The sequence below is a fragment of the Emergencia timonensis genome (assembly GCF_900086585.1).
Taxonomy (GTDB): domain Bacteria; phylum Bacillota; class Clostridia; order Peptostreptococcales; family Anaerovoracaceae; genus Senimuribacter; species Senimuribacter timonensis.
This window is the reverse complement of sequence record NZ_FLKM01000008.1, coordinates 45,327-68,733: the sequence shown is the minus strand read 5'-3', so window position 1 is coordinate 68,733 and position 23,407 is coordinate 45,327. Positions and strand designations below refer to the sequence as shown.

The window sequence follows — 23,407 nt, the reverse complement described above, 5'->3', positions numbered from 1 at the left end:
TCAATCCGCCTCTTTTTGAATGCAGTCGCCGCACGCTTTCACGTGCGCCTTGCCATGACATCTTGCTGCCGCACACCCGGACGTGCGCGCCTTGCCATGGTTCTTTGTTACTGCACGCCCTCACGTGCGCGCCTTCATTTTCAATTATTTAATCCTTAATGGCACATTTTTTGATTATTGTAAACCAATCTGCCTTCATTTGCAAATTATTGTTGATTACTTGCACATTTATCTTGTTTAACGCAAGCGAATTTACTTATAATGCTAAAAATGGAAAATAAAGTGTGATAAATAGTGTTAAATATGGCTGAAGTATCATTGAAAAGGGCACATGCACTTGTTCTACGCCGTTTTGCAAAGGGAGTGGCGCAAGTAAATTTAATAAAATCAAAAATGAAGGCGCATTTGGACTCGGCAGGAGACTTTTGTGCAAGTAAACAGCATTTTATGCAAAATGAAGGCGCATTGACGTGTTGGTCTCGATAGAGTCTGTATAATGGTGTAAATTAAAAAAATAGAGCACATATCTATTAAATCGGTTAAAATGTTAATAACGACAAAAACAAAACCGGAGGTAATAGATATGGCTCAGATTAATTTTACACTAGAATACGATTTTTTGGTAGGGCTTTTTAAAGATTCGAAGGAAGAGGCCTTTGCAAAAATCATGGAGGAAATCCTGAACCAGACCCTGCTGGCCGAATCAAGGCAGCAGCTGGGCGCTGAGCGCTATGAACGCAGCGACGGACGCAGTGATTACAGGAACGGGACCCGTATACGAAGCCTTACGACAAGGATCGGGAAGATCCAGCTGGAAGTGCCCAGGCACAGGGACCTCCCCTTCAAAACGGTCCTTTTTGACCAGTACAAGCGGAATGAGCAGGGCCTGATCCTTTCCATGATGGAGATGGTGGTCCAGGGTGTCTCGACGCGCAACGTGCAGAAGATAACCCAGCAGCTGTGCGGCGAATCCTTCTCAAAATCAGCCGTCTCGGAAATGTGCCGGGAGCTTGACGGGCCAGTGAAGAAATTCCGTGACAGGCCCCTTGGCACCAGCTGCCCGTTCGTCATGGCGGATGCAATCTACATAAAGGTGCGGGAGGAACAGCGCATCGTTTCCAAGGCGGTGCTCATCGCAGTGGGGATCAATCCGGGCGGCCGCAAGGAGGTCCTGGGATTTGACGTATGCGGGGCGGAGACGGAAGGGACATGGAGGGACTTCTTCACAGGACTGAAGGACAGGGGCCTGTCGGGGGTGGACATGGTGGTCTGCGATGCGCACAAGGGGCTGCGGAAGGCTGCCGGGGAAAGCTTCGAGGGGAGCACGTGGCAGAGGTGCCAGGTCCATTTCCTACGCAGCCTGATGGACGCCACGCCAAAGAAATACCAGCAGGGCCTGTCAAGCGAGCTGCGCGAGATGTTCACCGCACCCAGCATAAAGATGGCACGCGGGAAGAGGGACTCGATCATTGCAGATTATGCGGATGTGGCAGGAAAGGCAGTGGAGCTGCTGAGCGAGGGCTTCGAGGACGCGATGGCGGTGATGAACCTCCCCAGCAAATACAGGGTTTCACTGAGGACGAGCAACATCATCGAGAGGGAGAACCGGGAGATACGCAGGAGGGAGAAGGTCATCGGGATCTTCCCGAATCGTGAGTCTGCCCTCAGGCTGATAGGCGCCGTCCTGCTTGACGACCACAATGACTGGTCATCATCGCAGAAGCTCTTTGATATGACGGAGTATTATGAAATGAAGAAGCTTACAGCCCGATAAGCTGTAGTGTTGTTAACTTCGCAGGCGGCAAATGCCGCCTGCATATACCGATATTAATTTACACACAAATTTGGACTTGACTGTTGGTCTCTTCTGCCCCCCCAATTTGTGCAGCAATGTTAGATGAGATAGACTTAAAGTTATTTCATGTAAGGCTGCTGAACACCTTCAATGATTTTGGCTTTGTCAACCCGTATACCGTGGAGCAGGGGCAGAATTTGATCATTGATGATTTGATTGATAATTGCGCTGCTGAAATCCTGTTTGTTGTCGTCCATGGTCAGGATTAAATTTCCGCCGATGACGAGGCCATTTTGTTGGAAAAGATTCAGCTTTTTTGCATTATCTGAGCAATAGCCCTCGTTTGACAAAAGACCTAAGTGCTCCCATATCTTCCAACTGTTATCGGGAAGCAGAATCCGAAAATCGGGGAATAGTGTAACGTCGTTTGCACATTCAAAGGCTTCTTCATAATGGAAGGGGATTCCATAAGCGAACAGTGTATTTCCGAGAAGCTGCTCCGACTTGGAACGAACCAATTCACCGTAATCCGTTTCGTGAACGTGGAACTTGGGGTTGTAAGGGCATTTTTTATAAGGCGCAGTCAGTCGCTTTTCTAACAGCTGTTTTTTGCGCAGTAAAAAAACGTCTTGGTATTTTGTAGAACAACTCTTCATTACAAAAAATGGATCCACAGGCTTATACTTGTTAAGCAAACTTTCCAAGGGCCTTTTGTTTTTGAAACATCGATCGAGGATTTCCTGACAGATCATTTTGTTTGTCAATTGAAGGATTAAATCGTGATTCCCCGTGATATTGACCTGCTTCTGCTTGCGGTCGGCGCCCTTTCCATCTTCAAAGGTCCAGTAGTAAGTCTTGCCGTGACGTCGCTCTCTCACCGTCAGAAAACCCTTTGGAGCGGTGTCTAAGAAATTTTGACAAGTTGAGATCAGCTTTTTTTCTCTGGTAATTTCAAATTCAAGCGCAGCGATAAGATTTTTCATGGTAAACTCCTTTTAATTCTAAATTTGTAAATATATTACAAAAAACTTCGGCATAAATCAAGTGGAAAGCAAATGGAGCCTGAAAAAAATTGAAAAAATCCTTTCTAGCGCCTGATAATCCTTGCATTGAGCAGGGAAATGTGGTAAACTATTTGTTAGTTTCGAGTTAATTTGACCCTAATAAATGATTTAGGGTTAATTTGACTGTGAGAATAAATTAATCCTAAAAGGAAAGGAGAAACAAATGCCTACTATTAACCAATTAGTACGTCAAGGCAGAACTAGTGCTGTTAAGAAGTCAACCGCTCCTGCTCTTGGTAAGGGTATGAACTCTTTAAGAAGAGTTGCAACTGACACAAACTCACCACAGAAGAGAGGCGTGTGCACTTCAGTAAAGACAGTTACACCTAAGAAGCCGAATTCAGCTCTTAGAAAGGTTGCCAGAGTACGTCTGACTAACGGTATCGAAGTAACAGCTTATATCCCAGGCATCGGACACAACTTACAGGAACATAGCGTTGTGCTGATCAGAGGCGGAAGAGTAAGAGACCTTCCAGGTGTAAGATACCACATTGTTAGAGGTACACTTGACACTGCTGGTGTTAACGACAGAGGTCAGGCTCGTTCAAAATACGGTGCTAAGAGACCTAAGAAAAAATAACACCAACCTTTATTATTGACTAGAAATTATCGGGAATGAAAAGAGCCCTTAATATATATTTATGTTGTACGACAAAATGCAGCCAAATAAAAATTTGGACATTTTAAGCATAAATTCTGTCAAATCGCACATTTTATTTGCGGGACAGAATGTTAAGCGCTCGCGGCGGCCTGTATAGAAAGGCTGTCGAGTACCCCTGAACAAGACTGGAAGGGCTATTTAATTGCAGGACCATCCAGAGTAATCCTGTATTCCGAATACAGGGTGAAGAGAAATGTGCAATTACAAAATTAGTTAAAGCAATTGTGCAGCTGATTTGGTGGATTATTGTAATTCGTAAAATGGAGGTTATATGCGAGAAATGATATATACTCGCGCCGCTAATTTTGCGAAGCACAAGGAAGCGGAAGTTGCAGGCGACGCGCCGCGTACTTAAAGTACGAAAGCGAGCCAAAACGAACGCTGACACAGTAATTTACAAAATTAGCAAGCGAGGAGGGAAGAGAAGTGCCAAGAAAAGGTAACGTACCAAAACGTGAAGTACTTCCAGATCCAGTATACGGAAGTGTTGTTGTAGCGAAGCTTATCAACAGCATCATGTTAGACGGAAAGAAAGGTACCGCACAGTCCATCGTTTACAAAGCATTTGATCAGATCAAAGAGACGACTGGCGAGGAACCATTGGAAGTATTTGAAAAGGCTATGAACAATATCATGCCTGTATTAGAAGTAAAAGCTAGAAGAATCGGTGGTGCAAACTACCAGGTTCCTATTGAAGTCAGACCAGAGAGAAGACAGACTTTAGGACTGAGATGGTTAACGAAATACACCAGACTCAGAGGCGAAAAGACGATGTCTGAAAGACTGGCAAAAGAATTGATGGATGCTGCAAATAGTACTGGTGCATCCGTAAAGAAGAAAGAAGATACTCATAAGATGGCAGAAGCGAATAAGGCATTTGCTCACTTCAGATGGTAGTCAACTTTGTTCAACTTTAGAAAAGCAGAAATGGAGGAAAGTGAATGGCTGGTAGAGAGTTTCCGTTAGAGAAAACTAGAAATATCGGTATTATGGCGCATATTGACGCCGGTAAGACCACTACCACAGAACGTATCCTTTTCTATACAGGAAGAACTCATAAGTTAGGAGAAACCCACGAAGGTGCTGCTACGATGGACTGGATGGAACAGGAACAGGAACGTGGTATTACAATTACCTCTGCTGCTACTACAGCACAATGGAAAGGCCATAGAATCAATATCATCGACACTCCGGGACACGTTGACTTTACAGTCGAAGTAGAGAGATCCCTCAGAGTTCTGGATGGAGCAGTAACTGTGCTTTGCGCAAAGGGCGGTGTAGAACCACAGTCCGAGACAGTTTGGAGACAGGCTGAAAAGTACGGAGTTCCTAGAATGATTTTCGTCAACAAGATGGACATCATGGGAGCTGACTTCTTCAGAGTTGTCGGTATGGTGAAGGACAGACTAAAAGCGAACGCTGTACCTGTTCAACTGCCAATCGGTGCGGAAGATAATTTCGTTGGAATTATCGACCTGGTAGAGATGAAAGCAGAGATTTACAAGGACGAGCTTGGTAAGGAATATGAAGTTACAGATATTCCGGAAGACATGATGGATATGGCACAGGAATGGAGAGAGAAGTTAGTTGAATCCGTTGCAGAATGTGACGAAGAACTGATGATGAAGTTCCTGGAAGGTGAAGAAATAACCATAGAGGAAATGAAGGACACCATCAGAAAGCAGACGATTGCCTGCCAGATGGTACCTATGCTTTGTGGTTCCGCGTATAGAAACAAGGGTGTTCAGATGATGCTCGATGCAGTCATTGACTACATGCCGGCACCAATTGACATTCCGCCTATCAAAGGTGTTGACCCTGATACAGGTGAAGAAGATGTCAGAAAGTCCAGCGACAGTGAGCCTTTCTCGGCATTGGCCTTCAAGATCATGGCCGACCCATTTGTAGGTAAGCTGGCATTCTTCAGAGTATATTCCGGTACTTTGGAATCAGGTTCCTATGTTTACAACTCAACAAAGGGCAAGAAAGAAAGAATCGGAAGAATCCTGCAGATGCATGCAAATAAAAGAGAAGAAATCGAAAAGGTTTATTCTGGAGATATTGCGGCAGCAGTAGGCTTGAAGGATACGACTACAGGAGATACTCTTTGCGACGACAAAAACGAGATTATATTGGAATCCATGGAATTCCCAGATCCTGTTATTGAAATTGCAATCGAGCCTAAGACAAAAGCTGGTCAGCAGAAGATGGGTATTGCCCTTGCGAAGCTGGCAGAAGAAGATCCGACTTTTAAGACTTATACAAATGAAGACACTGGGCAGACCATCATCGCCGGAATGGGCGAACTTCATCTGGAAATCATCGTAGATAGACTTCTGCGTGAATTCAAGGTAGAAGCCAATGTTGGTAAGCCGCAGGTATCCTATAAAGAAACAATCTCAACGACAGCTGATGTGGATCACAAGTATGCAAAGCAGTCTGGTGGTCACGGTCAGTACGGTCACGTTAAGATTAAAATCTATCCGAGAGAACCAGGTTCAGGCTTTGAATTTGTCAACTCAATCGTCGGTGGTGCTATTCCTAGAGAATATATCCCTAAGATTGAAGATGGTATCAAAGAAGCGATGGAAAATGGTCCTTTGGCGGGATACCAGGTTGTGGACCTTGGTGTAGAACTGTATGACGGTTCATACCACGAAGTCGACTCCTCTGAAATGGCCTTCAAAGTTGCTGCTTCCATGGCATTCAGAGAAGCTGCCAAGAAAGCGAAGCCAGTTCTCCTAGAACCAATCTTCAAAGTTGAAGTGAATGTTCCAGAAGAATATATGGGCGACGTTATCGGCGACATCTCCTCAAGAAGAGGCAGAATTGAAGGATCAGATATGAACAATGGTGCAGTAGCTGTAAGAGGTATGGTACCTCTGTCCGAGATGTTCGGTTACGCAACTGACCTGAGATCAAAGACCCAGGGTCGTGGCGTTTATGTAATGCAGTTCGACCACTTTGAAAAATTACCAGACAGCTTAGTTGAAAAGATTGGTAATAAATAATTACAGGAGGAATAAAAATGGCAAAGCAGAAATTTGAGAGAAATAAACCGCATATCAATATCGGAACAATCGGTCACGTAGACCACGGAAAGACAACTCTGACAGCAGCGATCACGACGACACTGTATCAGAGATATGAACTGGGAGAGAAGGTAGCCTTCGACCAGATCGACAAGGCACCGGAAGAGAAGGAAAGAGGAATCACCATCTCCACAGCCCACGTAGAATATGAGACACCGAACAGACACTATGCCCACGTAGACTGCCCGGGACATGCCGACTATGTAAAGAACATGATCACAGGAGCAGCCCAGATGGACGGAGCGATCCTGGTAGTAGCAGCAACGGACGGACCGATGCCGCAGACAAGGGAGCACATCCTGCTGTCAAGACAGGTAGGCGTACCGTACATCGTGGTATTCCTGAACAAGTGCGACATGGTAGATGACGAGGAACTGCTGGACCTGGTAGAGATGGAAGTAAGGGAGCTGCTTTCCGAGTATGAATTCCCTGGAGACGACACACCGATCATCAGAGGTTCCGCGCTGAAGGCACTGGAAGACCCTGCAGGCGAATGGGGAGACAAGATCGTGGAACTGTTCGAGGAGATCGACGCATACATCCCTGAACCTGAGAGAGCAAACGACAAGCCGTTCCTGATGCCTGTAGAGGACGTATTCTCCATCACAGGAAGAGGAACCGTAGCGACAGGAAGAGTAGAGAGAGGCGTGCTGAAGGTCGGAGAAGAAGTAGAGATCATCGGACTTTCAGAAGAGAAGAGAAGCGTCGTCGTAACAGGACTGGAAATGTTCAGAAAGCTGTTAGACGAAGCAGAGACAGGAGATAACATCGGAGCACTGCTGAGAGGCGTGCAGAGGGATGAGATCGAAAGAGGACAGGTACTGGCAAAACCAGGAACCATCCATCCGCATACAAAGTTCAAGGGACAGGTATACGTACTGAAGAAAGAAGAAGGCGGAAGACATACGCCGTTCTTCAACGGATACAGACCGCAGTTCTACTTCAGAACGACAGACGTAACAGGAGACCTGCAGTTACCGGAAGGCACAGAGATGTGCATGCCTGGAGACAACGTAGTGATGGAGATCGCGCTGATCACACCGATCGCTATCGAGGAAGGGCTGAGATTCGCCATCAGAGAAGGCGGAAGGACAGTCGGATCCGGCGTAGTAACTGAGATCATCGAATAGGGAGACCTAGCCCGATATGACAAACATCAACAGGGACGCATGTGCGTCCCTGTTTTGATGTGCAGTCAGATTGTAGGCAGGTCCCCCGCGAGGAGTGCAGCGCTTCAGCGCGTGGCACTCTACGGCCATACTTGCTGAATCAGCCCGTGGCGTTGTTGCTGCGGGCTTTTCGTTTCCTTGAAGCCCTAGCCCGATTTGCGGGTGCAAATCGATGGCAGGTCTCATGCGAGAAACTCCCAAATCTGTGATTTGGTGCGTTTTACCGCCACGTACCCCGTGTACGCTCCGGGACGCAAAGCCCTTGCGCCTAGCCACGGATTGATTATTCTGCGTATTTCTGGTAATATAATAACAATAGGAAACCCGCGGGAAACCGCGGGTTTTGTTGTGGGCGGAACCAGGGTGATGGAGCAGGCCGTAACGGTGCTATTTAGATTCTATAGTATTGGGTATAATTACCATTGACTGAATCAATGTAGAAGCATATAATTTATGTAGAAATGGTTATGACTTCCAACATTTTAATATTTGGCAAAATCAGGGAAATCTGGTGACGCAAAGCCAAAGGGCCTAATCTATCATAGATGGGATGGCAGCCGGTTGCACTTAATGAAAAGACAAAGTCTTTTTATATGGTTTTATATTCCCGATTGCTTTTCGGGTTTTTTTATGTTTCCTTACATTTTCGGCTTGAAGATGATACATGTGGAGAAGACAATCATAACATGAATAAGGTGCTTTTTTGGAGGTAAAAATGAAAAGTTGCTACAAATTATTATCGATTCTCATGATTCTGATACTCATTACAGGGTGCAGTAGTATCAGTTATGCGGTAGAGGACAGCAAGACAGAACCGCAGATTAAGCTGGAAAATAATACTTTATACACCTATGGTGTTCCCATTTTGATAAAAAAGGATAAAGCAGGAGATACAAATGTTTACCGCGATGACGGCAGTCAAGAGTTACTGAAAGAAAAAGTAGGGAATCTTACCATCTATGGCGGCGGAAAGAATGAGTCCATTACTGGAAACGTCAGTATCACCGTGGATGGTGCATCTTACAGCAGGATTTACGGAGGCGGTTGGTCCGACGGTTCAAAAGCCGCTGACGTCCAGGGAAACGTTTCTATTACCGTCAAAGGAAATACCAATGCCAATACTATCTATGGCGGCGGTTACGCCATCGCAAAAAACGGAAACGCCAGCGCCAACGTCAGTGGGACCGTGACAGTGAATGTACCGGCTGTGCCAAAGAGTAACCATGAATTTTTTTATGGCGGCGGTTCTGCGCAGGTGACAGGCAAGTATGATGCTGCGGCCAATGTAGGTCAGGTTCGCCTTCATGCTATAGGAAGGATACGCGAAGTTAACGGCGGCGGCTCTGCGACTGTAGACAAAACAGCTACTGGAAACGCAGAAGCTGTCGTGAAATCATCGGTTTCTCTTCAGCTCGAGAAGGCAGATATAAGAGAAGTTTACAGCGGCGGATATGCCAGCGGTCCTAATGCGACTGCTCATGTAGGTTCCGTTGAAACGAAGGTAGATGATTCAGAAGTTATGATCCTCATCGGCGGAGGCCGTGCGAATGATGGCGGTCAGGCTGACGTAGCAGGCAGTGCCAAGATACACTTGAAGGACTGTTCTAACCTATACGGCTATGTCCATGGCGGCGGCAATGCCTCTAGTGGAGGTTCCGCTAAAACCGGATCTGTAGAGCTGCAAATAGAAAACTGTATAATACCAATAGATGAACAATTTGGAAGTCTGGTGGCCGGATCGGTCATCAGCGGCGGTTCTGCCTCTGGAGAAGGTGCAAATGCAGACATAAGCGGCCCGGTGCAGTTGAGCATAAGCGGCGGCTCCGGCGCCGGCAATATCTATGGCAGCGGCGAGGCCTCTGATGGCGGAAGTGCAGTAACAGGAGAATCACAGATAAATATTACCGACTACGAAGGATGTAACTATGCGGGTTATGAAGAAACTTTTCACGCTACCATCTATGCAGGTGGAGATGTAGATAGCGGGAAAGGCAGTACGGCAACGGCAGACGCCTGTAGAGTAGAAATCAATGATTCTATTTTGGAAAATGTATGGGGCGGAATGATTGTCAGCAATAAAAATCCAGAGTCTATCGCTGGCGAATCTGATCTGCTGTTGTACCAAAGCAAAGTTACAAATACAATTACCTGCTTTGACACCATAACATTGAACCAACCGCAACATTTAACGGCTTTCTTGTATAAAGGGGAAAATCGGCCAACGCAGCTAATTGCCCAAGGTTTTTCACAAGGAGATATTTTAATCACTTGTGACGACACTGATTCAGCCGCAGACTGGTTTTCTCTGCAGAATGGGACTTTATCCTATGAAGTGGGAGAATCCGCTTCAATATGGAAAATTGGCAACTTGACGAATACGATCACGGCAACCGCAGGAGAACATGGCGCCATCAGTCCATCTGGTACCTGTACCGTCAACCAAGGGGAAGATGCAGAGTTTAAGATAACGCCTGATAGTGGTTACAGAATCTTAACGGTGGAAGTAGATGGAAAGACTGTGGAGCTTAGTGATGGAACGTATAGATTTACTGATGTCAAAGAGGATCACCGGATTCATGCGGAATTCGAAACAATAGCCAATCCTGCACCGCCTTATATTCCGCCAGCTCCGCCAACTCCCGATATAGAGGCGCCGACAGTGAGCATGGAGGCTTCCAAGGAGGTTACTGACAGCCTTTTAGACGATCAGGATTTGCAGGATATCAAAAATGGCAGCAAGGTGTCTTTTAAACTGGAAGCGACTGTCGTGCCGGAAAAAGATTTGGATGCAGTGATTTCTAAAGCGCTGGAGGCGCATCTCCAAGACAGTGGTCAAACGGTTGCCGCAAATCTGGATATTAATCTGATAAAAGTGAAAGACAATGTGGAAAGCAAAGTATCCAATGCGGCAAAGAAAGTAAGAGTCATAGTGCAGATTCCAGAGACGTTTCTCGACGAGTCAGGCTTGCGCCAGTTTTCACTGATACGTCTGCACAAGCTGGAAAATGGCGCTATAAAGACCGATTTGCTACCTGATTTGGACGATGACCCAGCTACGGTTACAGTAGAAACCGACCTGTTTTCGGTGTATACGCTTGTTTATAGGGAGGAAGATCCTATGAAAAATGCCCGTCTTGCAAAAGGCGTAAAAGCGACAACGTTAAAACTGTCATCCTCTCGAAGACATGGCTCGATTACAGTGAAATGGGTCAAATCAAAAGGTTTCAAAGTCGATGGATATGAGGTTTTCAGATCTACCAAGAAAAACAGCGGATATGGAACAAAGCCTTTTTATAAAACAACGAAAAGGTCATATAAAAATACAAAGCGATTGCGAAAAGGGACCAGATATTATTACAAAGTGAGGGGATATAGAACGATTGGAGGAACAAAGTTCTATACCAAATGGTCTAATAAAGCCTATAGAGTCGCAATATAGTATGTGCAATCATAAGTGAACAGTATCATGATAACAGGCGGCCTTCCACCGCCTGTTTTTTATAACACGGGAAATATCGTCTGCAGGACGTATTTCCTATCCGCTCGTTTCTTAGAGGTATCATAAAGACTATTGACAAATTCAGTGACATTTAGTAAAATCTGCGAAGTGGAATATTTGCGATATGGAGGAACGTAATGAAAGAAAAGAGAAAATTATCTCTTGCCATACAGATTTTTATCGGCTTAGGTCTTGGAATCATCGCTGGATTAGTATTTATAGCTGTTGGCAAAGAGCAGTGGGCTGATTCGTATATCATGCCCTTTGGGACTATCTTTTTGAACCTGATTAAGTTTATTGTAGTGCCGATTGTACTGACATCGATTATTTCAGGAGTCATATCTCTGAAGGACATCAAGAAAGTAGGGTCTATTGGCGGAAAGACAATCGTCTTTTATATGTGCACGACAGCGGTAGCGATTGTTATCGGCCTGACCTTTGCGAACTTGTTTAAAGGCACCTTTAGTGTGCTTCAAACAAGCGGCCTGACCTATGAGGCTACTGAACCGGTCAGCTTTATGGAGACGCTGGTCAATATTTTCCCATCAAATGCAGTGGCGCCGATGGTAGAGGCAAATATGCTGCAGGTCATCGTCATCGCCTTGCTGTTTGGCTTTGGCATCATTTTATCTGGAGAGAAGGGACAACCTTTTGCCAAGATGATTGTCAGCCTGTCTGATGTATCCTTACGCATCATGGAGATGATTCTAAAGCTTTCACCAATCGGTGTTTTCTGCCTGATTACGCCGGTTGTTGCGACTAACGGACCAAAGATATTGGGCTCCCTGGCAATGGTATTGCTGGCTGCTTATATCTGCTACATACTGCACGTCGTCATCGTATATTCAGGTGCCGTCAGAGGGCTTGCAGGTGTGAATCCGCTAACTTTTTTCAGAGGTATTGCCCCGGCTATGATGTTCGCATTCTCCAGTGCATCTTCCGTAGGAACCCTGCCTCTTAATCTGGAATGTTCCGAAAAGCTGGGCGCAAAGAGAGAGGTTGCAAGCTTTGTTCTGCCTCTGGGCGCTACCATCAACATGGACGGAACAGCGATTTATCAAGGTGTCTGTGCAGTCTTCATCGCCAGATGCTATGGCATCGATTTGACACTGTCGCAGATGGTAGTCATCGTCTTAACGGCCACTTTGGCTTCAATTGGTACTGCAGGTGTTCCTGGCTCGGGTATGATTATGCTGGCTATGGTTTTACAGAGTGTCGGTTTGCCAGTAGAGGGAATTGCTCTGGTGGCAGGCGTAGACCGTATCTTTGATATGGGAAGGACGACCGTAAATATAACTGGAGACTCCGTATGCTCCATCGTTGTGAGCAAAATGGAAGAGCGGAAAGAGGCGAGAAGAAAAAAAGCAAATGCATAAAAATATAAGGGGCTGCTACTTGCAGCCCCTGTTTATTTGGTGTTATTTTATCGTACGATTGGCCTTGTTGGACCAGGAGGTATAATATTTCGTTTTCTCTATGATCCTCACGCCGCGTACTTTATAATAGTAGCGAGTTCCTTTTTTTAACTTTTTAGTGTCGGTAAAGGAAGTCGTTTTGCCGTTTTTCGTCTTGTAGTAAGCCTTTGTGCCATATCCCGGGGACTTTTTCGTCGATTTGAACACCTCATAATAATCGACCTTGTAGCCTCCAGACTTCTTCCACGAGACCTTGATTCCCTTCTTAGCGAGAGCGGACTTAGCCGTAATCTTAGTCTTTTGAACGCCTTTGATGATATCTGCATTTTTGAAGGTACTTCCCAGCATCTTAGAATAGATGGCATTGGAGAGATAGCGATAGTCGTCCAGCTGGTGGGCTTTGTTGGTCATGGTGTTGGCAAATAAGGTCATCTGATAGCCGCCTTGCTTGTAGTCAATTGCCTGAATGGTATCTTTGTATTTTTCAATGTAATCTGCAGCCATAAAGCCTTCGATAGGGTAATCTGTAGTCGTCTTGATTAAAACTTCAGCGCCCTTTGGTGCCTGTGTAATGTAGTTTCCACCATAGCCGTACATGATATTATCTTTTTGCTGCTTATATTTTGCAGTGATCAAACTGTCTGTTTTATAAGTCACCGTAGTTAATGCATCGTAACTGCCGCCAGTCTGATAGTCGATGTCGATTCCCAGATCTTTTGCAGCTTTCAGTGCATTAGCTGTGTAGCCGATATATGGCTTGCCTTTTTTAATCAGATCCAGTTCTTTTTCGCCCAGAGTGCGGCTTCCTACAATCACGTCGGCATTCTCTGGATGATCGACTACCTGGAAGCCCATTTGCTTCTCAAAGGCGAAGATATCCCAGCCTAAGGCAGTATTGAGCCTGTCCTGATACCTCTTGATGCCGTATTCCTTACCATCCTTCGTCGTTGTAAAGGCAGAGGCGGTTCTGCCAGGAATATAGACCTTGACGGCTTTTTTTATCACTCTTGCGGCAGGCATCTTTGAGACGGCCTTTCCGACTAGAACATAATCGTTCTTTACCGTGTTAAAGTCAGTTTTCTTCACCAGGAAGTCACCCTTATTCGTACCAGTGGTAATCATTCCCACCGTCTTGCTGGTTTTTAGTAATTTGTTGACAGCCTGAATAGCGTCAACGCTGTTGTTTGAAAGAATTATATAGCTGCCGCTTCCAGATGTAGTCGTCTTAATTGATGGTACTTTCGTAATCTTCCTTGTGTCTGCAGCCTTGATCGCGCCAACCTTCGTAATCACATGAGCGTCGAATCCGCGAAGCTGCGGAAATGCCGTCAAAGGCTCTGAGTAAAGGGCATCCCAGGTGTCGATGACCATGTTGGAGTAAAGCGCTGAGTTTGCCATGTTCCGCTTAGCCTGATGCATGTCCACCACGATAGAGCCCTTTTTGTAAGTCTTACCGTGTATGGTGACATCCTTTGTCAATTGTTTCAGTTTGACATCATTTCTCAATAAATACGCGGCCATGTCTTTCGCCGCCTGCGTATTCTTTTGATCGGAACTGCTAATTGGAATGATGTAGTATTCAGGGAAGAAGTTGTTGTTCTCCTCATACTTTTTACGGAACTTATCCGCTTCTGCGCCGATATCGTCATATTGGCTCACAAAGTAAGGCGAAATCGTATCTGCATCGATATTTTCCAAACCCCTCCTGAAGAATTCCAACTGGTTCAGATACATCCTGTCTTTATTTTCTGCAACAAAATCCACATTTCCGATTAGGCCGTATTTGACTGCCTGCTGTGCGTCGTGGCTTCCATAAGGGAATTCGGCAGTATAGGCATTACAGCCGTGGAGAAATGCGTAGATCGGGGTGTAACTTGGGGAAATATCCTCCCAGGCGCCCCACTTCTTCTTTCCGCTGCTGTCCACTGAGAGATAATCGCGCAGTGTCAGCTGGAAGCTGTTGATGGAATCGTTATTGGCAATGGCCGCCGCACCGAAGTTTTCTCCCTGCTCTATGGAAGTATCGATATACAAATCGTATTCCGCATTTGGCTCATGGGCAGGTGTGCATGGCTCAACGACGAATTCATCATAATAGCCGTGAATTTCATACAGCGTAATCGGGTTCCATTTTGCAATTAACTGCGTCATGGCCTGCGTTTCTGGCTGTGTCTGATAGGAGTTATCTCGATTTAAGTCGAAGTAATTATCGTTGGTACGGGTCATAGCTTCACGGCCATCCACGTTTTCTGATGGTACGACGATGAAAAACATATCGCTTAAAATCTCATCTACGTCCAATTCTTTTTTCGATATATTGTAATACTTCTTCATTTCCTCGTCAGTCATATTGGAAACTGCGTCGGAAGTATGTTTTGGGTTAGATGGCTCGAACTTGCCTTCCCCTTGAATAAATCCTACGCCGGTGACCTTATCTTTAATTAATTCTGACCAGACCTTACCGTCCTTTGACATCTCCGCTTGAAGGGTCGCCTTCCCGGTGCTTGTGAGGCCGGTAATTTTGTTATAAGGGATTTTTCCGTCTCCTTCAGCGGCTTCTACGACAGCTTCGACAAAATCAAGGCAGCCGTCTGCGCCGATGATTTCATCGGAATGGATATTGCTGTAGACGACCGGAACCTTGTAATCTAAAGTTCCCGCTTCAACTTCTTTCTTCACCTGGGCAGGGTCTGTTTCTGCACGTTCTGTTTGAGAGAGATGATTAGAAAGATCGCTAGATTTTGCTGAAAGGAATAGTGCATTGATAGGCTTGCCTTTTACCGAATAACCGATAGCTTCTACCTTGGCGTAAAGACCCGCTGAGTTGGCTCTTGCCGCTAGTTCGGCAAGTTCTTCATCTATTTGGTTCTGTGTATGGAAGGAGTCGTAAGGTCGTACCCAGACCGAGGTGCTTCCTAGAGCAGATTTGCCGTGATAGCAAGTTAAATCATATTGCCCGGTATAGTCAAGGATGGTATTCCTGACTAAAACGCGGTCGCGGTTGTCTATACCGTTGTATCCAAACAAAGTTTTGCTGTCAAACTTCATCTGCAGATACACCGCATCGCCTTCTGTCACTGCTGCGTTAGTGATGTTCTGGAACATGGCGATTTCCTCTTGCCCGCCGGATTCTACAGTAGTCGCTACAGTCTTCCATTCCTCTATTGGTCCGCCTAGATATTGGTATGGAAATTCGCTTGGATCCTGCATGCCCTTGTCACGAGAGAGATTCCAACGGATTGTCTTATCTTTTATGGCTTTTTCCAGTTGTTCTTTCGTCATATCGACTTTTACTTTTGCAATAAAGGAACGTTCTTGAGTTAAAGATATCGCATCTTCGCCTTCTCCGGTATTGTCTAAGATGACAGCCTCGCTGCCCGCCGCGGTATCTCCAAAGGAGATGGTCGGGACAGCAAAGGATGATGCAACTAGTGCTAGTGAAAGAATGCTCACAAAGAGGAGACTGGCTGTTCTCCTTCGCATTAGTTTACTCATGGTTACCTCCGTAATTGTTAAACGGTGAGATGTGGTTTGTTATTGTAAACGTTTACAGTGTTAAAGTAACAGATGCAATTTGGGCTGTCAATAAGTCAGGTGATAATTGTCAAAATATTGCCAAAAATACAATAATATATACAATAACGCTGGTTATGTTCTGATTGGAATACAATTTGGACAGAGGTAAAGAGAAAACGAAGTATTCTTCTATGCAAGAGAAAAAAATTGTGGTAGAATAATCAAGATAAAAATTGAGATTGTGAGGAGAGACGTTATGATAGGGGCATCACCTGACGTGATAGATAAAGAAGAAGCCTTTCAGGACACTTACCGCAAATGGCGCGCTTTAATTTTTAAAGCAGACATTATCAGCGTAATTGCAGTATTTATAGTTGAAATCGTCATGTTTTTTCTTCTGCGTTCTCATGATTTAATCTTTCAGCCAATCCCAGTATATCTTACCAGATTTTTAATTTTACCGACCATTGTCAACATTACGCTCTTGACCATAGGGTTTATCGGCATTGAACGATATAAAGATAATCCTCATCTTCTGAACTATGTCCCAATTGTACTCATGACTTTGCTTTGCATCGTAGTATCCTGCACACATTATGTCTTTGCAGTAACCTTGGCCGTATATACAATACCTGTGTTTGTGACAATTATCTTCAGCGACCGGAAGATGACGCGCTTCATCACTTTTATCGGTGTTGTCGGTATTGCAGTAAGTTCACTTGTCAACGTGTTATTATCTACAAGTGAGGACTCTTATTTAATTCCTGAATCTATTGTCGCATTAAGCATTCTCTTAACAGCCCATAAGTTTTCTCAAATTCTCATAGACTATCAAAAGGAGAAAAATGACGCTCTGGCAGAAGGTTATCAGGAGCAATTGCGAATGAAGGAGCTGTTGAACTATGACCAGAAGACGGGCATCTATGGCTCTACAGCCTTTAGCAACAGCTTGAGCCGCACAATAGATCGTGGCAGTTTGGATAATCTGGCGCTGGCCTTTTTAGATATTGATGATTTTAAATACGTAAATGATACTTATGGGCATACTGCAGGAGACGAAGTACTAATGTGTCTGGCAGCAATGATCAAAGAAATCTGTGGCAGGGATCAGCTTCCAGGACGATTTGGAGGAGACGAATTTGCCATACTGTTTACAGAGGGAAACTTGGAATTCTATTACTCTTTGTTGGAACAGATTCAAAAGAAATTTCAGCAGCAGACATATGGTTTTTCAAAACAAAAAATTACCGTCAGTATCGGTTTGGCCATGCTGCGGCAGGGATGGGACGCCGAGAAGATTTTGCAGAAGGCAGATGAAGCCATGTATCAATCGAAGGAAAACGGCAAGAACCAGATTACGGTTTTTTGAACAGGAGAAAAGTAGCAAACCCTTTGAATTCACAGAATTGGGGGACTTATTTCCGCGGTGTTGACAAAGGATTGTCCACTGCGATATACTAAAATGAAAGCATTTGCAGATGCCAAGCGCGTCAGCAGATGTTTTTTTGAGGAAGAATTTCAGTTTTGTGTGTAAAGGGGGAGATTTGTATGAAGAATTTAAATGTAAAGAAAGTCAGCATAGATATACTAATGGATATCATTGGAGGAATCCTGATTGCCATAGGAACCTATAATTTTGCGGCGGCATCAGAGTTTCCAATGGTGGGCTTCAATGGGATCGGTTTGATTCTGTATCACCTGTTTGGTATGCCTATCGGTACCGTGGCCTTTGTGCTGAATATACCAGTTGCAATCGCCTGTTTTAAAATATTAGGAAGAGATTTTTTTATCAGATCGATACGGACCATTGTAATTACTTCCGTAATTATGGACCTGGTTGCGCCAAGATTTCCAGTCTATGAAGGAGATTTAATGTTGTCGGCTATTTGCACAGGCGTACTATCAGGCTTAGGATATGCTTTGATTTATATGAGGGATTCCTCTACTGGAGGCACTGATTTCATCATGTTGTCGATCAAAGAGTATTTCCCGCACCTGTCATTAGGCAAGATTTCGTTTGCCATGGAATCTCTGGTGATTGTTGCAGGAACGGTTTTCGTATCAAAGAATATCGAAGGGCTGATTTATGGGATGATTATCAGCTTTATCCTTTCCATCATGGTGGATAAAGTCATGTATGGAATTTCTGCCGGCAAAATGGCCTTGATTGTAACAGATCATGCCCACGATGTGGCTGACCGCATTGACGAAACCGTGGGCAGAGGCTCCACTTTCCTAAAAGCAGAAGGCAGCTATTCGGAAGAAGAAAAGGATGTCGTCATGTGCGCCTGCAGTACGAAACAGATGTACGGCATCAGAAATGTGGTGAAGGAAGTCGATCCTGAAGCGTTTATTATCATCATGGAGTCCAATGAAGTAGTCGGATCAGGGTTTAAAACGAAATAAGAACACTGATGTTTTTGCAGTATTGCAGCCTCAGTATCCTAAAACAGCATTCTCTTTGATGATAAAAATGCTGTCCAGATAAAGCACTGGACAGCATTTTTTTGTTGAGGAGCTATTTTACGTCGTACGCAATCAGTGCTACATCACAGCCGCATTTTGCAGCAAGCTTATGCTCTGCCTCACTGATAATTTTTAGATCCTCCGGAGAAAGTTCTGCCAATTTATCGTTATACATTTCTATCACCTCCTTTTATAGTATTTACCGGATGACAGAACAACATTCTGATGATAAAATAAAATCGACTGTTAATTATTTTCGGGAATAATAGTTGGAGATGCTTTCATTTGCGTCTTTAGCCGTGTTGTAGTATAATGAACGCATCGATTTTGACGGCGTTGCCGAGTGGAAACGTTCATTGAAACACAATTTGCAATTGTATAATCAAAGGAATAATTGTGTTATAATGGTTCCGCGATCTTACGATTTTATCGCAAGGTAGGAACCATTGAAACATGACGTTTGATTATAATTTAAAAGGAAGCGTCATGTTATAATAAACGCATCGATTTTGACGGCGTTGCCGAGTGGAAACGTTCATTGAAACACAATTTGCAATTGTATAATCAAAGGAATAATTGTGTTATAATGGTTCCGCGATCTTACGATTTTATCGCAAGGTAGGAACCATTGAAACATGACGTTTGATTATTATTTCAAAGGAAGCGTCATGTTATAATGAACGCATCGATTTTGACGGCGTTGCCGAGTGGAAGCGTTCATTGAAACGCAATTTGCGATGATATAATAACAAGGAATAAAAATCCTATGGAGTGAATCATATGGAAAAGATCATAAGAATTGACAATTTAATTTTTGAATATACCCAGGGAGAAGAGGAAACTCCGATCAAAGCGATTAACAAGATTTCCTTGGAAATAGAAAAAGGAAGTTTTACTGCCATCATTGGCAAAAACGGCTCGGGAAAGTCTACTTTGGCCAAGAATCTTAACGGATTGCTTTTGCCCAGCGGAGGCACTATTTATGTGAAAAGCTGGGACACGAAAGACGACAATCATATTTGGGATGTGCGGCAGACGGCGGGAATGGTCTTTCAAAATCCCGATAACCAGTTGGTTTCTTCCATCGTAGAAGATGACGTAGCCTTTGGTCCTGAAAACTTGGGAATTGAACCTCAGGAAATCAGAAAGCGAGTCGATCAAGCTTTAGAATCTGTCAATATGGGTAAATACAAGAAAAAGGCGCCTCATTTATTATCTGGCGGACAGAAGCAGAGAATTGCGATTGCCGGCGTTGTGGCCATGAAGCCAGAATGCATCATCTTTGACGAACCGACAGCAATGCTGGATCCTAAAGGTCGAGATGAGATTATGCAGATCATCAGCGAACTCCATGAAGAAGGCATTACCGTGATTTTAATCACCCACTTTATGGATGAAGCGGTACGTGCAGAACGTGTCATCATTATGAACGAAGGAACTATCCTGCTCGATGGTTCTCCTTCAGAAGTGTTTTCTAAGGGTGAGACAATCAAAGAAGCCAATCTGGACGTGCCTCTAGCTGTAGAACTCGCCGGAAGACTGAGAAAGAGGGGCATTAAAATTCCGCAGAATATAATCACAAGCGAAGGATTGGTAGCATTCGTATGTCAATACAAGTAAGAAATTTATCACATATTTATTCAAAAGGGATGCCAGATGAGCAATTGGCACTTTCCAATATTAACTTTGATATATATGACGGCGAAATTGTAGGCGTTATCGGTCATACAGGATCGGGAAAATCCACATTGCTGCAGCATCTCAACGGTCTTTTAAAACCTGACAGCGGCACGATTATGATAGGAAATACAGATATTACAGCACCTGGCGTCGCCTTAAAAGAGATCAGGCGGCGTGTGGGACTGGTATTCCAATATCCTGAATATCAGTTATTTGAGGAAACTGTAGCGCAGGATGTGGCCTTTGGTCCGAAAAATCTGGGATTATCTGAAGCAGAAATAGCGGATAGAGTAGAGGAAGCGCTGGAATTAGTTGGACTGGATTACGAGGACATTAAAGATCGTTCTCCATTTGACCTTTCGGGAGGGCAAAAGAGGAGAGTAGCCATTGCAGGCGTCATCGCCATGAAACCTCACGTTTTGATTTTAGACGAACCGACTGCTGGATTGGACCCCGGCGCTCATCAGGATATCCTCGAAATGATTGAAGAAGTACATGGGGCCCAGAACAACAACATCATCTTTGTTTCACATAATATGGCAGATGTAGCCAGTTTATCTGACAAGGTCATGGTGCTTGACAATGGCAAACTGGTTATGGTGGGAACGCCTCAGGAAGTTTTTTCCCAAAAGCAGCGTCTGGAGTCTATCGGACTCAATGTGCCGCCTGTTACAAATTTGATGTATCAGTTAAAAGCAGGTGGTATCTCCATCAACGAAAACGTGCTGACCCTCAAAGAGGCGGAAGAGGAATTATATAATTATCTGCAGAGGAAAATGATTTAATGATAAGAGACATTACACTTGGACAATATTATGCGGGGGAATCCGTCATTCATCGATTGGACCCACGAATCAAAATTATAGGGACCATTCTGTTTATCGCAGAGCTGTTTATCGTCCATGACTTTATTGGATTTGCATTCTGCGGAGCAGCTCTGGCCATCATTGTAGGCGTGTCAAAGGTACCGCCGGCCTTTATCCTGCGGGGATTGAAACCAATCCTTTTAATCATCATTTTTACTTTTTGTCTCAATATCTTTATGGTGGACGGCAGAATCATCTGGCAATGGGGCTTTTTGAAAATCACAGTAGAAGGGCTTTACACTGCGGCGTTTATGGGCTTAAGATTAGTGCTTCTGATTATCGGTTCTTCTCTCTTGACACTGACGACAAAGCCGATCAGCCTGACCGATGCTATTGAAAGGCTGCTGAGGCCTTTGAATCGTATCGGCGTACCCACACACGAAATTGCCATGATGATGTCTATTGCGCTCCGATTTATTCCTACGCTTTTAGAGGAGACGGACAAAATTATGAAAGCTCAGCAAGCCAGGGGCGCAGATTTTGAAAGTGGAAACATCTTAAGTAGAGCGAAATCCTTGATTCCCATTCTCGTGCCTTTGTTTGTCAGTGCATTTCGTATTGCCCAGGATCTGGCTATGGCTATGGAAGCCCGCTGCTATCGCGGGGGAAAAGGACGGACCAGAATGCACGAGATGAAGTTTGCCGGTAGAGATGTGGCTGCGATGATCACTTTAGGTGTATTTTTAGTGGTGATTATTTTGGAGAGGATATACCTATGAGACAGAGAAAAATAAAGAACATAGAAGAAAGACTAAATGATTTCAGCGCACTTACCATAAACGATCCTCAACATTTAAAGGGGAAATGGAAAACGGTTTTTAACAATGACCACCCTATTTATTTAGAAATTGGCTGTGGAAAGGGACAGTTTATTACGACATATGCGGCCAAATATCCCCAGTGGAATTTTATCGCTATAGAGGGACATCAAAGTGTAGTTCTCAGAGCTTTGGAAAAAGCGACAGAAATGGAGTCCAGCAACATCAAATTTCTCTTGGAATATATTAAGGATATCCGTGATTACTTTGATCGAGGGGAACTTGCAGGAATCTTCTTAAATTTCAGCGATCCGTGGCCAAAGGACCGCCATGCAAAACGCAGGCTGACCTATGGTAAACGCCTTTTACAGTATTGTGACGTGATACGTGAAGGGGGAGCAATCCAATTCAAGACTGACAATGAAAGTTTATTTGATTTTACCTTAGATCAAATTGAGACTGCCGGATTGAAAATTTTGGAAATATCAAGAGATCTTCACGCATCAGAATTTGCAGATGCAAATATTACCACAGAGTACGAAGATAAATTCGCCAGTACGGGGAAGAATATCAATTATGTAAAGATAAGAGCCTGATACAGGCTCTTTACTATTTGGGAAATTAATACTTGATAAATTTAGCAGGATTGCAGAGATCACCGTTCTTCATCAGTTCAAAATGCAGATGGGTCGGTTCCATGGATTCATAGAGCGCTGTCTGACCCACATTGCTGATTACTTGGCCTTGTTTTACCGTATCGCCTTTTTCAGCCAGCTTATCTGTGGAGAGATTGCTGTATTTGGAGATATAGCCATTGCTGTGAGTGATCTCGATGGTGATTCCATAGGCATCATCTGTATATATGTCCGTAATTGTTCCGTTTGCGATCGCTTTGACACTGGTTCCCTGAGGAGCCTCGATATCCATACCTGGGTGGGTCATGTACTGATCGAGAGTCGAGTTGTAAATAACCATGTCCATAGAATACTTCTTTGATACCTTACCTTTGTCTGCATCGATAGGCAGTTTGAACGAATTCGATTTTGATGACTGCTTATTACTATCTACAATGGGTACGCTAGCGGATGCTTCTTCTGACTTATCACTTTCCTGTCCTTTCTTCTGATCATCTGCGTCCTTATCCTGATCAGTGGTGGTCTTTTTCGTAACAGGCACATCATTCGCACTATTAGAGATTTTGTTAATACTAGCCTTTATTGTGAAAATAGATGTCAGAGCTATGAGACAGAAGCAAAGCATCAAAACAGCGGCAACCTTGTCTTTCCCTTTTTTTCTTTCAACTTGTCGCATTTTCTTCACCTCCTGTCATCTATTATCACCACTAAAACGTGTATTCATACTAATATTAACTTGTAAAATTAAGGAGTTCATAGTAGAATGTTTTCATGACATTCTGTCCAGCGAG

At 44.2% G+C, this 23,407-nt stretch carries 17 protein-coding genes and 1 riboswitch; of the genes, 13 read left to right on the top strand and 4 right to left on the bottom strand.

The features are described from left to right. Window positions 1-544: 544 nt before the first annotated feature. The gene (locus tag BN6539_RS01615; protein WP_242869361.1) at window positions 545-1,774 is read left to right on the top strand and encodes an IS256 family transposase; all 1,230 of its coding nucleotides are present in this window, start codon (window positions 545-547) and stop codon (window positions 1,772-1,774) included. Between the two features lie 140 nt (window positions 1,775-1,914). Here BN6539_RS01615 and BN6539_RS01610 read toward each other — a convergent pair whose 3' ends face one another. Further along, complete coding sequence (locus BN6539_RS01610) at window positions 1,915-2,778, bottom strand: hypothetical protein (protein ID WP_067532968.1); 864 nt, start codon at window positions 2,776-2,778, stop codon at window positions 1,915-1,917. A 244-nt stretch (window positions 2,779-3,022) separates the two neighbouring features. On the opposite strand from BN6539_RS01610, the gene rpsL reads away from it, so the two are divergent. The 6 genes from rpsL (at window position 3,023) to BN6539_RS01575 (ending at window position 12,656) form a co-directional block, all read left to right on the top strand. Further along, window positions 3,023-3,439, top strand: a complete 417-nt coding sequence (gene rpsL / locus BN6539_RS01605) for a 30S ribosomal protein S12 (protein WP_067532965.1) — start codon at window positions 3,023-3,025, stop codon at window positions 3,437-3,439. 507 nt (window positions 3,440-3,946) lie between these two features. Further along, a complete protein-coding gene (rpsG, locus tag BN6539_RS01600) occupies window positions 3,947-4,417 on the top strand; it encodes a 30S ribosomal protein S7 (RefSeq protein ID WP_067532963.1) in 471 nt (156 codons plus the stop codon). A gap of 44 nt (window positions 4,418-4,461) precedes the next feature. After that, window positions 4,462-6,531: an elongation factor G gene (fusA, locus tag BN6539_RS01595; protein ID WP_067532962.1), complete on the top strand. Its 2,070-nt coding sequence runs from the start codon at window positions 4,462-4,464 to the stop codon at window positions 6,529-6,531. A gap of 17 nt (window positions 6,532-6,548) precedes the next feature. Then, complete coding sequence (gene tuf / locus BN6539_RS01590) at window positions 6,549-7,742, top strand: elongation factor Tu (RefSeq protein WP_067532960.1); 1,194 nt, start codon at window positions 6,549-6,551, stop codon at window positions 7,740-7,742. A 520-nt stretch (window positions 7,743-8,262) separates the two neighbouring features. After that, window positions 8,263-8,350: riboswitch (cyclic di-GMP riboswitch) on the top strand. A 146-nt stretch (window positions 8,351-8,496) separates the two neighbouring features. After that, window positions 8,497-11,220, top strand: a complete 2,724-nt coding sequence (locus BN6539_RS01580; RefSeq protein WP_067532955.1) for an InlB B-repeat-containing protein — start codon at window positions 8,497-8,499, stop codon at window positions 11,218-11,220. Between the two features lie 197 nt (window positions 11,221-11,417). Beyond that, complete coding sequence (locus BN6539_RS01575) at window positions 11,418-12,656, top strand: dicarboxylate/amino acid:cation symporter (protein WP_067532952.1); 1,239 nt, start codon at window positions 11,418-11,420, stop codon at window positions 12,654-12,656. Between the two features lie 42 nt (window positions 12,657-12,698). Here BN6539_RS01575 and BN6539_RS01570 read toward each other — a convergent pair whose 3' ends face one another. Then, window positions 12,699-16,190 carry a M14 family metallopeptidase gene (locus BN6539_RS01570; protein ID WP_067532950.1) on the bottom strand — a complete coding sequence of 1,164 codons (3,492 nt, stop codon included), beginning with the start codon at window positions 16,188-16,190 and terminating at the stop codon, window positions 12,699-12,701. A gap of 277 nt (window positions 16,191-16,467) precedes the next feature. Here BN6539_RS01570 and BN6539_RS01565 point away from each other — a divergent pair, with 277 nt between their 5' ends. Both BN6539_RS01565 and BN6539_RS01560 read left to right on the top strand, forming a co-directional pair. After that, window positions 16,468-17,580: a GGDEF domain-containing protein gene (locus BN6539_RS01565; protein WP_067532947.1), complete on the top strand. Its 1,113-nt coding sequence runs from the start codon at window positions 16,468-16,470 to the stop codon at window positions 17,578-17,580. Between the two features lie 179 nt (window positions 17,581-17,759). Continuing rightward, window positions 17,760-18,617 (top strand): YitT family protein, encoded by an 858-nt coding sequence (locus BN6539_RS01560; RefSeq protein ID WP_067532944.1) that lies wholly within the window; start codon window positions 17,760-17,762, stop codon window positions 18,615-18,617. A 112-nt stretch (window positions 18,618-18,729) separates the two neighbouring features. Here the strand turns inward: BN6539_RS01560 and BN6539_RS23080 are convergent, their stop codons facing one another. After that, window positions 18,730-18,852 (bottom strand): hypothetical protein, encoded by a 123-nt coding sequence (locus BN6539_RS23080; RefSeq protein ID WP_264473651.1) that lies wholly within the window; start codon window positions 18,850-18,852, stop codon window positions 18,730-18,732. 605 nt (window positions 18,853-19,457) lie between these two features. Here BN6539_RS23080 and BN6539_RS01555 point away from each other — a divergent pair. The 4 genes from BN6539_RS01555 to trmB are packed head-to-tail and all read left to right on the top strand — an operon-like array spanning window position 19,458 to window position 22,577. Next, complete coding sequence (locus tag BN6539_RS01555) at window positions 19,458-20,297, top strand: energy-coupling factor transporter ATPase (protein ID WP_067532941.1); 840 nt, start codon at window positions 19,458-19,460, stop codon at window positions 20,295-20,297. Then, entirely contained in the window at window positions 20,282-21,142 is an 861-nt protein-coding gene (locus BN6539_RS01550) for an energy-coupling factor transporter ATPase (RefSeq protein ID WP_067532938.1), read from the top strand. The genes BN6539_RS01555 and BN6539_RS01550 overlap by 16 nt, the downstream gene beginning before the upstream one ends. Continuing rightward, complete coding sequence (locus tag BN6539_RS01545) at window positions 21,142-21,942, top strand: energy-coupling factor transporter transmembrane component T family protein (RefSeq protein WP_067532935.1); 801 nt, start codon at window positions 21,142-21,144, stop codon at window positions 21,940-21,942. Before BN6539_RS01550 ends, BN6539_RS01545 begins: the two co-directional genes overlap by 1 nt. Then, the gene (gene trmB / locus BN6539_RS01540) at window positions 21,939-22,577 is read left to right on the top strand and encodes a tRNA (guanosine(46)-N7)-methyltransferase TrmB (protein WP_067532932.1); all 639 of its coding nucleotides are present in this window, start codon (window positions 21,939-21,941) and stop codon (window positions 22,575-22,577) included. The genes BN6539_RS01545 and trmB overlap by 4 nt, the downstream gene beginning before the upstream one ends. Before the next feature lie 25 nt (window positions 22,578-22,602). On the opposite strand, the gene BN6539_RS01535 is transcribed toward trmB, so the two are convergent. Then, window positions 22,603-23,292 (bottom strand): M23 family metallopeptidase, encoded by a 690-nt coding sequence (locus tag BN6539_RS01535; protein ID WP_067532929.1) that lies wholly within the window; start codon window positions 23,290-23,292, stop codon window positions 22,603-22,605. Between the last annotated feature and the right edge of the window lie 115 nt (window positions 23,293-23,407).